Source organism: Glutamicibacter sp. BSL13, from assembly GCF_052928425.1.
Map to the genome: position 1 here is coordinate 1 of NZ_JAVGCZ010000013.1, position 13,304 is coordinate 13,304.

At 67.4% G+C, this 13,304-nt stretch carries 8 protein-coding genes, 1 pseudogene and 2 riboswitches; of the genes and pseudogenes, 4 read left to right on the plus strand and 5 right to left on the minus strand.

The genetic code is table 11. From position 1 onward, the window contains the following. Together RCJ92_RS03885 and RCJ92_RS03890 are read left to right on the plus strand one after the other, a co-directional pair. Positions 1-478 (plus strand): annotated as a pseudogene (locus RCJ92_RS03885) (formaldehyde dehydrogenase, glutathione-independent); the annotation flags it as partial. Positions 479-889: 411 nt separating this feature from the next. After that, a complete protein-coding gene (locus tag RCJ92_RS03890) occupies positions 890-2,803 on the plus strand; it encodes a BCCT family transporter (protein ID WP_446753809.1) in 1,914 nt (637 codons plus the stop codon). A gap of 139 nt (positions 2,804-2,942) precedes the next feature. Here RCJ92_RS03890 and acs read toward each other — a convergent pair whose 3' ends face one another. The 4 genes from acs to RCJ92_RS03910 all read right to left on the minus strand — a co-directional run bounded on the left by acs (position 2,943) and on the right by RCJ92_RS03910 (position 7,694). Then, positions 2,943-4,901 carry an acetate--CoA ligase gene (gene acs / locus RCJ92_RS03895; RefSeq protein ID WP_446753810.1) on the minus strand — a complete coding sequence of 653 codons (1,959 nt, stop codon included), beginning with the start codon at positions 4,899-4,901 and terminating at the stop codon, positions 2,943-2,945. A 32-nt stretch (positions 4,902-4,933) separates the two neighbouring features. Further along, positions 4,934-5,758 (minus strand): ABC transporter permease, encoded by an 825-nt coding sequence (locus tag RCJ92_RS03900; protein WP_446753811.1) that lies wholly within the window; start codon positions 5,756-5,758, stop codon positions 4,934-4,936. A 3-nt stretch (positions 5,759-5,761) separates the two neighbouring features. Further along, the gene (locus RCJ92_RS03905) at positions 5,762-6,775 is read right to left on the minus strand and encodes an aliphatic sulfonate ABC transporter substrate-binding protein (RefSeq protein ID WP_138925497.1); all 1,014 of its coding nucleotides are present in this window, start codon (positions 6,773-6,775) and stop codon (positions 5,762-5,764) included. A 91-nt stretch (positions 6,776-6,866) separates the two neighbouring features. Then, positions 6,867-7,694 (minus strand): ABC transporter ATP-binding protein, encoded by an 828-nt coding sequence (locus RCJ92_RS03910; protein ID WP_138925498.1) that lies wholly within the window; start codon positions 7,692-7,694, stop codon positions 6,867-6,869. A 5-nt stretch (positions 7,695-7,699) separates the two neighbouring features. Further along, positions 7,700-7,810, minus strand: a riboswitch (SAM riboswitch). Positions 7,811-8,074: 264 nt separating this feature from the next. Next, positions 8,075-8,164, plus strand: a riboswitch (SAM riboswitch). A gap of 15 nt (positions 8,165-8,179) precedes the next feature. On the opposite strand from RCJ92_RS03910, the gene RCJ92_RS03915 reads away from it, so the two are divergent. Next, complete coding sequence (locus RCJ92_RS03915) at positions 8,180-9,520, plus strand: acyl-CoA dehydrogenase family protein (RefSeq protein WP_446753812.1); 1,341 nt, start codon at positions 8,180-8,182, stop codon at positions 9,518-9,520. Positions 9,521-9,565: 45 nt separating this feature from the next. Beyond that, positions 9,566-10,969 (plus strand): LLM class flavin-dependent oxidoreductase, encoded by a 1,404-nt coding sequence (locus tag RCJ92_RS03920; protein ID WP_446753813.1) that lies wholly within the window; start codon positions 9,566-9,568, stop codon positions 10,967-10,969. Between the two features lie 91 nt (positions 10,970-11,060). Here RCJ92_RS03920 and ggt read toward each other — a convergent pair whose 3' ends face one another. Then, positions 11,061-12,902, minus strand: coding sequence for a gamma-glutamyltransferase (gene ggt, locus RCJ92_RS03925; protein WP_446753814.1), 1,842 nt, complete (start codon positions 12,900-12,902; stop codon positions 11,061-11,063). Between the last annotated feature and the right edge of the window lie 402 nt (positions 12,903-13,304).

A 13,304-nucleotide genomic window follows, 5' to 3' on the forward strand; every position in this document is an offset into this window, starting at 1 on the left:
CCAGGGCGACCCCGGTGAGCAGATAGAACAGATCCTGGGCGTGCCGGAGGTGGAGTGCGGGATCGATGCGGTCGGGTTCGAGGCCCGCGGCCACGGCCACGAGGCGGCCACCGAGCAGCCGGCCACGGTGCTGAACTCGCTGATGGAGATCACCCGCGCCGGTGGCCACCTGGGGATCCCGGGGCTGTACGTCACCGGGGATCCGGGTGCCGCCGATGAGGCGGCGAAGGTCGGTTCGCTGTCGATGCGCTTCGGCCTGGGCTTCGCCAAATCCCACACCTTCGTCACCGGACAGTGCCCGGTGATGAAGTACCACCGCGGGCTGATGCACGCGATCCTGGCCGACAAGGTGTCCATTGCCAGGAACGTGAACGCAACGACCATTTCCCTGGATGAGGCCCCCGCCGGGTACGCGGCCTTCGACGAGGGGGCGGCACAAAAATTCGTGCTGGACCCGCACGGCCTGATTCGCGGCTAAACGCCGAAGACGGGCGCAATGCGGGGGCGCGGGGGCGGGGAGGCGAGGAATTTCACATCCCCGCCCCTGGCACTGCATAGCACAAGGGCAAAAAGCGTTCTGGTGGGAACGGGATCGGGGGCAAAAAAGACCGTGGGGCTTGACCTGACTTGCCTGCATCCAACAGTATTGAACGCAGACCTTAGGGCCGCGGTGGGCCGTGTTGGCCGTTGTCGCATGCATCTGAACGGCGGGCTCGCCGATCTTCGAAGCGCCGCCGTTTCCGGCCCCTGCCGTCTGCCGGCCCGCCCGACTGGGGCCATGCAACCGTTCCGCTGCCACCGCCTGGCAGCCTGCCGTCCGGAGCGCGCTGCCGCCGAGTCGATGATTTCCCCGTCGGCAACGCCGTCCTGCCAGTGAAGGAAGAACGTAATGAAGCCAAGTGATCAATCGATCCAGGAGCTCGTGGGCGAGCTGCACACAGCTCGCAAACGCCGCCCCCGGAAATACACCGCCTCCGGCACCGACTACTGGGTGTTCGGCATTGCCGGCTGCCTGGCCCTGGCGTTCATCGCCTGGGGGTTCGTTTCCCCCGAGGGCCTGGGCGCAGTGGCCGGCAAGGCACTGGATTGGGTGATCACCAACACCGGCTGGCTGTTCGTCATCGCCGCCTCGGTGTTCGCGGTCTTCGTGATCGTGCTCGCTTCGAAGAACTTCGGGCGCATCCCGCTGGGCAAGGACGGGGAAAAGCCCGAATTCAGCACGGTCTCCTGGATCTCGATGATGTTTGCCACCGGCATGGGCATTGGCCTGGTATTCTACGGGGTGGGCGAACCGCTGTTCTTCTACATGTCCCCGCCGCCGGGAACCGTGGAGGGGCAGACCGATGCGGCGCTGAGCACCGCCATGGGCACCACCTTGTTCCACTGGACGCTCTACCCGTGGGCGATGTACGCCATTGTGGGCCTGGGCATGGCCTACGGCAGCTTCCGCCTGGGCCGCCCGCAGCTGTTCTCCTCCATGTTCTCCTCGATCTTCGGCGAGCGCGCCATCCACGGTTGGGGCGGACGCACCATCAACATCCTGGCCATCCTGGCCACGCTGTTCGGCTCGGCCTGTTCGCTGGGCCTGGGCGCCCTGCAGATCGGCGGCGGCATCCAGGCCACCGGCGTGATGGAGAACGTCGGCTCGGGCATCCTGGTGATCATCATTGCCATCCTCACCGCCCTGTTCGTGGCCTCCGCGGTCTCCGGCATTGAGCGCGGCATCCAGTGGCTGTCCAACACCAACATGGTGCTGGCCCTGGTTCTGGCGCTGATTGTCTTCATCGGCGGCCCGACCCTGTTCATCCTGAACGTCATCCCGAACGCGATTGGCGCGTTCATCCGCGACCTGCCGGAAATGGCCTCGCGCACCGCCGCCTCCACCGACGGGACCATGGCCGACTGGCTTTCGTCCTGGACCGTGTTCTACTGGGCCTGGTGGGTGTCATGGACCCCGTTCGTGGGTCTGTTCATTGCCCGCATCTCCCGTGGGCGCAGCATCCGCCAGTTCGTCACCGGCGTGCTGTTGGTGCCCTCGACCGTGACCCTGCTGTGGTTCGCGATCTTTGGCGGCGGCGCAATCGGCCTGCAGGAACGCGCGCAGCGTTCGGGGGATTCGAGCCAGGCGCTGGCCAGCATCGTTGACGGTGCCCCGGACATCAACTTCGACCTGGTGCTCTTCGACCTGCTGGAGAAGCTGCCGGTGCCCGGCTGGGTGGCGGTGGTGCTGATGGTGGTCACGGTGCTGCTGATCGCGATCTTCTTCGTCACCGGCGCCGACTCGGCCTCCATCGTGATGGGGGCGCTCAGTGAGCGCGGGGCTGAACACCCGACCCGCAAGTCCGTGATCTTCTGGGGCGTCGCGGTGGGCGCCGTGGCGGCGGTGATGCTGCTGGCCGGCGGGGACCACCCGGCGGCGGCCCTGAACGGGCTGAAGAACATCACGATTGTCTCGGCTCTGCCCTTCGTGCTGGTGATGCTGCTGCTGTGCGTGGCCATCTGGAAGGATCTGAGCCGCGACCCGCTGGTCATCCAGAACAAGGTGGCCCGTGAGGTGTTGGAGCAGTCGGTGGCCGAGGGCGTGGAACGCCATGAGGGCGGGCACTTCAGCCTGATGACGACCGAAATCGACATCATCACCATCGAACGGGCCCCGGCCCCGCACGACACGATCGTCTACGAGGAGGGGCAGCAGCCGCCGGCCAAGCCGGTGACCGATGAGGACCGTCCCGACCCGGAAGGGGAGAACCCGCGGACCGGGGACGATGACCCGCAGTCCGATGGCACTGATCCCCGGAAATAGCCGGCCCACCGGCTAGGCACCGGCCGGGCGTACGCCCCGGCGGGCACCACACCGGCCTTGCCCCGCCCCGCGCAGCTCACTGCGTGGGGCGGGGCAAGGCCGTTGTTCTCCAAGAGGCTCAGGCCAGCGGGCCCGGCGCCTAGCGGTGGCGGCAGATTTGCTCCAGCTTCGCGATGCATGGCTCGTTTTGCAGGCTGGTGGTGTCACCCAGTTCGGTGCCCTGGAACAGCTGGGTCAGCAGCCGGCGCATGATCTTTCCGGAGCGGGTCTTGGGCACGTCCGGGACCAGCACCACGTCCCGCGGCTTGGCGATCGGGCCGATCTGCCGGCGCACGGCCTCCCGCAGCTCTGCCACGAACGCCTCGCGCCTCGCCGCGGTGGCCGCATCCGGTGCGGCCGCGACCAGCGACTGGTCCAGCGGCACCACGAACGCGGTGGCCGCGTGTCCGGTGGTGGCGTCCGGGGTGGGGCACACCCCGGCCTCCACGACGCCCGGATGGGTGACCAGCGCCGATTCGATTTCAATGGTGGACAGCCGGTGCCCGGAGATGTTGATGACGTCATCGGTGCGTCCCAGGATCCAGATGTCCCCATCCGCATCGAACCGGGCCCCGTCCCCGGCCAGGAACCAGCCCTGCTCGGCGTACTGCTTCCAGTAGCTGGTGTAGTAGCGACGCGCATCGCCCCACACGGTGCGGGCCATTGCCGGACCGGTGCGGGTGATGACGATGTTGCCCTGTTCGCCGGGGGCCACACGTGTTCCCTGGGCGTCCACGATGTCCACCGCGACCCCCGGGGTGGCTCGCGCGGCACAGCCGGGCTTGAAGCCGGTGTCGGTGGGCCGCGGGGAGAGGATCGTCGCCCCGGACTCGGACTGCCACCAGGTGTCCACCATGGGGATGCCTTCGGCGGTGTTGCGTCCCACTTCGGTGCGCAGCCAGCGCCAGGCTTCCGGGTTCACCGCCTCGCCCACGGTGCCGCCCACCCGGATGGAGGACAGGTCATAGTGTGCCGGGATGCCGTCGGGGAACCAGCCCATGAGGGAACGCACCAGGGTGGGGGCCGTGTAGTAGCTGGTGACCTTGTAGCGTTCGATGATCTCAAAATGCCGTCCCGGGTGCGGGGCGTTGGGCACCCCCTCGTAGATCACCTGGGTGACCCCGTTGGCCAGGGGACCATAGATTTCGTAGGTGTGGGCGGTGACCCAGGCCAGGTCCGCCGTGCACCAGTGCACGTCCAGCTCGCGCAGCGCCGGGTCCGGGTTGGCGAACAACAGGTTGTGGCTGTAGGCGGCCTGGGTCAGGTAGCCGCCGGTGGTGTGCACCAGCCCCTTGGGCTTGCCGGTGGTCCCGGAGGTGTACATGATGAACAGCGGGGTTTCGGCGTCAAAGGCCTGGGCCTGGTGTTCGGTGGGCTGGCTGTCCACCAGCTCGTGCCACCACACGTCCCGTCCCTCGGTCCAGGCGATGTCGCACCCGGTGCGCCGGATCACCAGCACGTTCTCAATGTTGTTCTCCCCGGCCACCGCCGTGTCCGCGTTGTCCTTGACCGGGACGGCGGCGCCGCGGCGAAACTGGCCGTCCGTGGTGACCAGCAGCTTCGCTGCGGTGTCCTCGACCCGGAACTTCAGGGCCGCGGCGGAGAACCCGCCGAAAACCAGGGAGTGGATCGCGCCAATGCGGGCGCAGGCCAGGGTGATGACCACCGTCTCCACCAGCACCGGCAGGTAGATGACCACCCGGTCACCCTTCCCGATGCCCAGTTCGGTCAGCGCGTTCGCGGCCTGGCATACCCGTTCGGCCAGTTCCCGGTAGGTGACGGTCTCCCGGTCCCCGGGTTCCCCCTCGAAGTACAGGGCCACCTTCTCACCGCGGCCGGCCGCCACATGCCGGTCCGTGCAGTTCACGGCGGCGTTCAGCGTGCCGCCCAGGTACCAGGAAATCTGCGGGCCGCGTTCGGCGGCGGGGTCGGCGGCAACGATCCGGGAGGTGGTGTGCCATCGGGTGTCCCAGTCCAGCAGGTTCGCCGCTTCATCCCAGAAGCGCTGGCGGGTGGCTTCGTCGGTGCTTTCCTCGGAGGTGAGGTCGATGGTTGTCATCGAAGAAAATCCTTTACACGTGGTCGCGGGCCCTAGGCCCAGCGGGCAATGGCCTTGCGTTCGGCGATGGACAGCAGGGCATCGGTGAGTTTGCCGAAGATCGCCAGCAAGATGATGGTCAGGATCAGGCGGTCAATGCGCCCATTGTTTTGGGAATCGGTGAGCAGGAACCCCAGGCCCATGGAGGCGCCGAGCAGTTCGGCCGCCACCAGGAACAGCCATGCCTGGGCCAGGGCCAGGCGCAGCCCGGAGAAGATCGCGGGAACCACGGCCGGCAGCTGAACGGTGCGCAGCAGGCGCAGGCCCCGGTAGCCAAAGGAGCGGGCCGCCTCCACCAGCTGGGGATCCACGTGGCGCAGCGCCCGGGAGGCGGTGGTGAAGACCGGGAAGAAGGCGCCGATGATGATCAGGGTGACCTTGGAGTCCTCACCCATCTTCATCCACAGCACCAGCAGCGGAACCCAGGCCAGTGACGGGACCGCGCGCAGCGCCCCGATGCTCAGGCTCAGCAGGGCATCGGCCAGCTTCGATAGTCCCACCAGGGCACCGAAGACCAGGCCCAGCAGCGAACCGGCGGCAAAGCCCAACAGGACCCGCTGGGCGGAGATGCCTATGTGGGTCCACAGCTCACCGCGCTCCAGCAGGTCAACGGCGGCGGTGATGACGGAGGCCGGGGTGGGCAGCGCATAGGAGGGCACCAGTCCACTTGTCGTGGCCAACTGCCACGCCACCAGGACCAGGGCGGGGACAACCAGGCCCACCAGCCAGCGCGGGAGCCCCAGCAGTGCGGCGAGCAGCCCGGCGCGCGGGGCATCGGCTTGTGTGGTGGCCGGCTGCTGGTCAACAGGAGCGGTCATCGCCTATTCACCCGCAATCTGTGAGGCATCGGCCTGCCGGGCAAACTGGTCGTCAACCAGGGTGTCCAGTGCGGCGTCCACCTCGGCTTGGCTCTTCACATCGCCGCTGTCGACAAACACCGGCCCAATGTTGCCCAGCACCTGAACGAACTTCTCGCCCGGGACCGCCGCCACGTCGAGGTTGGATCGCTCGGAGATGACCGTGTCGGCGACCTGAGCGTCCAGTCCGGCGACATCGGCCAGGATCTGTGCGGTTTCCTCCGGGTGGCTGCCGGCCCACTGGCGCGCCTTCTCATAGGCGTCAACCACGGTCTGCGCCACTTCCGGGCTGTCCTTGAGGAAGTCCTCACGGGCGTTGAGCGCCCCATAGGTGTTGAAGTCCAGGTTGCGGTACAGCAGGCGTGCCCCGTCCTGTTCGGCGGACGCCATGATCGGGTCCAGTCCGCTCCAGGCATCCACCGAGCCGTTGGCCAAAGCGGTGCGCCCGTCGGCGTGCTGCACGTTCTGCAACGTGATGTCCTTTTCCCCCAACCCCGCCTCCTGCAGGGCCTGCAGCAGGAAGAAGTAGGGGTCGGTGCCCTTGGTGGCCGCGACCTGCTTGCCCTTCAGGTCGGCGACCGAGGAAACCGGTGAATCCTTGCCCACGACCAGTGCTGACCATTCGGGCTGCGAGTACAACGCGATCGTCTTGATCGGGGAACCGTTGGAGCGGGCCAGCAGGGCGGCGGATCCGGCGGTGGAGCCCACGTCGATGGCGTCCGCACGCAGTGCCTCGTTGGCCTTGTTTGACCCGGCCGACTGGATCCATTCGACGCTGATGCCGTCGTCGGCCAGCGCATCCTCCAGCCATCCCTTTTCCTTCAGCACCAGGCTCAGGGGGTTGTAGGTCGCATAGTCGAGGGTCAGGGTCTCACCGGCAGCGGCGTTCTCCCCGGCGCAGCCGCTGAGGCTGCTCGCGGCCAATGCCACGGCGGCGAAGGTGAATGCGCAACGGCGGGACAGGATGAATTTTGACATGGGAATCCTTAGCGGGTGGGTTCGGCGGCGCACGGGAGCAGGCCCGGACGCAAGGGTGAGGGATGGGCAGGAAGGCGACGCGGCGCGGGGGTTAATGGCCCGACGGGTCGACACCGAGCAGCTGCAGCAGATGCGCGCGCTGGGCGGTGAATCCGGAACCCGTCCGGTTGCGGGGCCTGTGGGAGTTCAGGGGCAGGTCCTCGATGACCCCGGCCCCGTTCTGCTTCTGCTCCGCGTTCGGCCGCCGGTGCCCCAGGACAATGACGCGGTCGGCCAGGCTCAGGGCCTCGTCCACGTCATGGGTGACCATCAGCACCGTGGTCGGGAACGAACGGTGGATGTCCAGCAGCAGATCCTGCATTTTCAGGCGGGTCAGGGCATCCAGCGCGCCGAACGGTTCGTCCAGCAGCAGGACCCCGGGGCGCCGTGCCAGGGCGCGGGCCAGTGAAACGCGCTGGGCCATGCCCCCGGAAATCTCGCGCGGACGAAGTTCCGCCGCGTGGGTGAGTTCGGTCAGTTCCAGCAGCTCGGCGATCAGCTCGCGCCCGGCCTGGGCGGTCAGCTGCGGAGACAGGCCCAGGGCGATGTTCTGGCGCACCGTCCGCCACGGCAGCAACCGGGGTTCCTGGAACGCCACCGCACAGCGGTCATCGATTCCCTCCACGGCGTGGCCGCCAATGCGGACCTGGCCGACACTGGGGTGATCCAGGCCGCTGACGGTGCGCAGCAGTGTGGACTTGCCGCAGCCGCTGGCGCCCAGGATGGCCACCACCTGACCGGCGGTGATCTGCAGGTCGATGCCCGACAGGACCGTGCGGGTCTGCCGTCCTGCGGTGAACGAACGCCCCAGGTTGTGGAACTGAACCGATCGGGCAGTGGATGGCGCCACGGGTGTGGGCGACACAAGGACAGTACTCATTGTCATCTCCATCGCTTCTGGCGTTAGCACCGTCCATGCAGGAAGAGGCCTTCTCCCCGTCATGGTGGTTGCTGCGGCGTCAACGAGCCAGATCTCTCGGCCGCTCGGGATGGTTACGCCACCATGTAATCGTCCCGAACGGATGGAAGGCAAATCGTTCGTAATGTGACGAATCTTCGAAGCATACGTTTCTGGGGCCGGTAATTCTGGTATTTCTTTGATCCCTTGTGGATTCTGCATCATTCTGCCGCTTGAGGGGGTCAGGCTGTAACGTCCTGCCCATTCGCGCGATCCGGGCGTTCGACGTCATCTGCGCTTCATGCCCCGAAATATGACGCCAGGCCTTGAGCCGGCTTCGTCACCGCCGGTACAAATGAGATGAACCATCCAGAGCGGCCGAGAGATCTGGCTCCACGACGCCGCAGCAACCACCCCATGCGGGCCGGTGCTACCGCCAGGACCGATGGAAGAATTGAGGCTCTTGCATGTCATTCGGCGAACCCCAACCGGACTTCAACGCGCTGTCCGACCCTGCCCAGGCCCCTGCGGGCAACGCCGTGGACCTGGACCAGCACCCCGAGCAGCTGCCCGAGCGGCAGCTGCTGAAGATCACCCCGGGGCCTGGGGCCGACGAACAATATGAACGCCTGGCCGCCACCTTCCGGCCGGTCTTCGCGCAAATCGCCGAGGGCGCGGCCCACCGGGACCGGGAGCGCATCCTGCCCTTTGAGCAAGTGGGGCTGCTGAACCGGGAACGCTTCGGGGCCCTGCGCGTCCCGGTGGACCGCGGCGGGTACGGTGCCCGCATGTCCGATGTCTTCCGCCTGCTGATTGAACTGGCCGAAGCCGACTCCCACATCGCCCAGCTCTGGCGTGCCCACCTGGCCTTCGTCGAAGACGTGCTGGCCTTCGAGGACCAGTCGCTGCAGGCCAAATGGCTGGAGCGGATCTCCGCCGGGCACATTGTGGGCAACGCCTACACCGAACGCGGCGGCAACCGGCTGGGCAGCCTGAACACCACGGCCACCGAGCACGAGGGCCGCTGGTTCGTCACCGGGGAGAAGTACTACTGCACCGGGACCATCTTTGCCGACTGGACCATGGTGGCCGTGGCCCACCCGCAGCTGCCCGGTCGGCAGATCGCCGTCGTGGCCACCCAGCATTCCGGGGTGCGGATCCTGGATGACTGGGACGGGTTCGGCCAGCAGCTGACGGGCACCGGCACCACCACGTTCGAGCGGGTCCCGGTGGACAGCTTCATCCCGCAGCATGAGAACGACACCGAATCGGCGATCTTCCAGCTGGTGCTGCTGGCCGTGCAGGCCGGCGTGGCCCGCGCGGCGCTGAATGACCTGCGCTCCTCGGTCCAGCTGCGCACCCGCAGCTTCAGCACCGGCACCGGGGTCCCGGTCCGCCACGAACCGCAGGTCCTGCAGGTCGTGGGGGAGGTCTCGGCCGAGGTCTTCGCCATCGAGTCGGTGGTGATGGGCGCGGTGCTGGAGGTCGAGGCCGCCCTGGCCGACGCCAACCTGAGCCCCGCCGAACGCTATGCGGTGTGCGAGTTGGCCGCCAACCGCGCCCAATCGGTCACCCAGCCGCTGACCATCGGGGTGACCAGCAAGCTCTTTGACCCGCTGGGCGCCTCGGCCACCAAGGCCAGCTGCAACATGGACCGGCACTGGCGCAACGCCCGCACCATCGCCACCCACAACCCCGCCATCTACAAATCCCGCATCGTGGGCGACTACGAGATCAACGCGGTGCCCCCGGTGCGGCTGAACGCCACCGGGGACGTCCCCGCCCCGGGCCAGGTCAGCTTCCGCTAGTCCCGCCCGCCACCATCGAATCAAACCCCCGAAAGAAGGACCGCCATGAGCCGCACACCCCGCGAAATCCTGTTCAACGCCTTTGACATGAACTGCGTCGCCCACCAGTCGCCCGGACTCTGGCGCCACCCGCAGGACCAAGCCGCAAGCTACAACACCCTGGGCTACTGGACCCACCTGGCCAAGGTGCTGGAAAAGGGCAAGTTCGACGGGCTGTTCATCGCCGATGTGCTGGGCACCTATGACGTCTACAACGGCACCAACGAATCCCCGCTGCGCACCGGCGCCCAGGCCCCGGTCAACGACCCGATCCTGCTGGTCTCCGCCATGGCCGCGGTCACCGAGAACCTCGGCTTCGGCATCACCGCGGGCACCGCCTACGAGCACCCGTACCCGTTCGCCCGCCGCCTGGCCACCCTGGACCACCTCACCGGGGGCCGGGTCGGCTGGAACGTGGTCACCGGCTACCTGCCCTCCGCCGCGCGCAACATGGGCCAGGAAGACCAGATGGAGCACGACGAACGCTACGACCACGCCGATGAGTACCTGGAAGTGGTGTACAAGCTGCTGGAGGGCTCCTGGGAAGATGACGCGGTCAAGGCCGACAAGGTCAGCGGCATCTACACCAACCCGGAGCAGGTGCACCCGATCAACCATGAGGGCAAGTACTTCAAGGTACCGGGCATCGCCATCACCGAACCGAGCACCCAGCGCACCCCGGTGATCTACCAGGCCGGGGCCTCCAGCCGCGGGGTGAAGTTCGCGGCCGAAAACGCGGAGGCCGTCTTCGTCACCTCGCCGACCCGGGAAATGCTCAAGGCCACCGTCACCAAGATCCGTGACGCCGCCGAGGCCGCCGGCCGGGACCGCTACGACATCAAGATCTTCGCCATGCAGACCATCATCACCGGCCCGGACTCGGCCACCGCGCAGGCGAAGTACGAGGACTACAAGTCCTACGCTGACGTCGAGGGGGCACTGGTGCTGATCTCCGGGTGGATGGGGGTGGACCTCTCGGCCTACGACCCGGACGACGTGATCGGCTCGAACGTGAAGTCCAACGCGATCCAGTCTTCCGTGGAGACCTTCCAGAAGGCCAGCGGCGACGAGGGTTCACCGTGGACCATCCGGCAGCTGGCCGAGTGGGTCGGCGTGGGCGGTTTCGGCCCGATCACCGTCGGTTCGGGCGCCGAGGTGGCCGAGAAGCTGATCGACTGGGTGGACTACACCGACGTGGACGGGTTCAACCTCGCCTACGCGATCACCCCGGGAACCTTTGAGGACATCGTCGAGTATGTGGTTCCCGAGCTGCAGGCCCGCGGCGCCTACAAGACCGAGTATGCCGAAGGCTCGCTGCGCAACAAGCTCTTCGGTGCCGGCGACCGGGTCAAGGACACCCACCGCGCCGCCCAGTACAAGATCGCCAACCGCCTGGCTGCCGCCCGCTAGCGGCCAGCGGTGAACAGGGCGGCGCGGCCGCGGAAAAACCCGTCACTGGTCTTTCCGCGGCCGCGCCGCCTTCGGTGTGGATGCGCGGGAGCTACTTGTGCTTCTTGTGTCCCTTCAGCTGCTTCACCACCATCGCCGAGCCGCCCCCGCGCCGGGTCGGTTCGGCCGCGGCGGTCAGCTTGCCCCGCGGGCCGATCTCCACGGCCGCCACCGCACCGATCTCCGCCTGCGGGGTAAAGGAATCCCCGGACGGCACGAACTGGTGGCCGAAGGGCTCCAAAATCCGGGCATCATCGGCAATGAACTCCGGTTCGGCGGTGACCGCGGCGGTGTTGCGCTGTGAGGCGCGCGGCGCGGCAATCGCCTCGGAAATCTCCATGCCCAGATCCACGCGGTTGACCAGGGTCTGCAGCACCGTGGTGATGATCGTCGAGCCGCCCGGGGAGCCAACCGCCAGCATCGGCTTGCGGTCCTTGAGCACAATGGTCGGCGCCATGGAGGAGCGCGGCCGCTTGCCCGGCTCGATGCGGTTCGGGGCGGCCGGATCGTAGACGGTGGAGAAGTCGGTCAGCTCGTTGTTGAGCAGGAACCCGCGGCCCGGCACCACGATGCCCGAACCGCCGGTCTGTTCAATGGTCAGCGTGTAGGACACGACGTTGCCCCACCGGTCGGCCACCGACAGGTGCGTGGTCGAGATATTCTCCGTGTCCTTCTCCTGCGCCACCACACCGGCTTCGGTGGGGCAGCGCCCGTCGTAGTTGGCGGCATCGCCCGGCGCTACCGGTTTCACGGAGGCGCGCTGCGGATCCAGGGCGCAGGCCCGTTCGGCCCCGAAGAGCCGGTCGGTCAGCTGGCGGGTGGGCACATCGACGGATGCCGGATCCCCGACGTATTTGCCGCGGTCGGCAAACGCCAGGGCGCTGGCCTCCAGGTAGTGGTGCAGCGCGTCGGGTCGCGGCATCGTGGAAAGCTGGAACCGGTTCAGGATGTTCAGGGCCTCGCCGACCGTGGTGCCCCCACTGCTGGAGGGGGCCATCCCGTAGACGTCCAGGCCGCGATAGTTCACCCTGGTCGGCTTCTGCTTCACGACCTTGTAGCGTGCCAGGTCCGCGGCGGTCATGTGGCCGGCTGGCACGGGCAGCTCGGTTCCCGGCACCACCGGCGGGGCCTGCACGGTCGCGGCGATCTGCTCGGCGAGCTCACCGCGGTAGAACGAGTTGATGCCCCGGCGCGCAATCATGCGGTAGGTCTTGGCCAAATCGGGGTTCTTGAACACGCTGCCCACCTTGGGGGCAGCCCCCCGGGGAAGGTACAGCTTCCGGGTGGACTCGAAGGCCTCGAACCGCTCCTTGTTATCCAGGGTTTGCTCGCGGAACGTCTCATCCACGACGAAGCCGCGCGTGGCCGTCTTGATGGCCGGCTGCAGGGCCTTGCCCAGGCTCATCGTTCCCCAGCGGTCCAGGGCCTCATCCCAGGTGGCCAGCGTGCCGGGCACGCCCACGGACACCCCGCTGGTCACCAGCTCCGGGGTGAAGGGGTAGGGGCTGCCGGTCTGCGGATCAATGAAGGCGTCGTGGGGCATAGCGGCCGGGGCGGTTTCCCGACCGTCCAGCGTGCTGATCTTCCGGGTTTCGGCGTCGTAGTACATGAAGTAGCCTCCGCCGCCAATGCCGGCGCTGTAGGGTTCGGCGACTCCCAGTGTCGCGGCGGCGGCCACCGCCGCGTCCACGGCGTTGCCGCCGCGGCGCAACACGGAAATCGCCGCGGAGGTGGCCTCCGGGTCGACGGTGGCCACGGCGCCACCGTAACCGGTGGCGGTGGCCTGCTTTTCGGTTTGGCGTGGTTCTGCCTGGGCCGGCGCTAGACTGAGCGCGGTCAAGCCTAACGCCAGGCTGATCGCGCAGGCTGGGGCGCGAAGTGATCGTGGGTGCACAGCTACCCGCTCCTTGGGGGGTTGATGGGTTCTGACCCCCTCAAGCTAGGCGTAGTGCACCACATCCAGTGGAAGTGACACGCATCACATTAGAAAAGTTGTGGTTGTCCTGAGGAACCGGCTTTCGGCGCAGCGCCTCCGGGGCGGGGCCGTCCTTCGGAGAGGAGCCGGCGGTTTCTGTGCACGAAGCACCGTATGCCTTTCCCGCCGATTTTTGCGCGCAACCTTGGTTCCGGGCAGAGGCAATGAAAGGCCCCTGTGCAGCGCCGGCCCATGGCGGAAAGCACTAGGCTTGGGCCATGGATTCCTCGGCCTCCCGGCTCCCGCCAGTCGACCTCGCGCGGGCAAGACAATTGTGGGGCGACTATGTGCTTTGGGCAGGGGGCGGGGGCCTGCGACCCG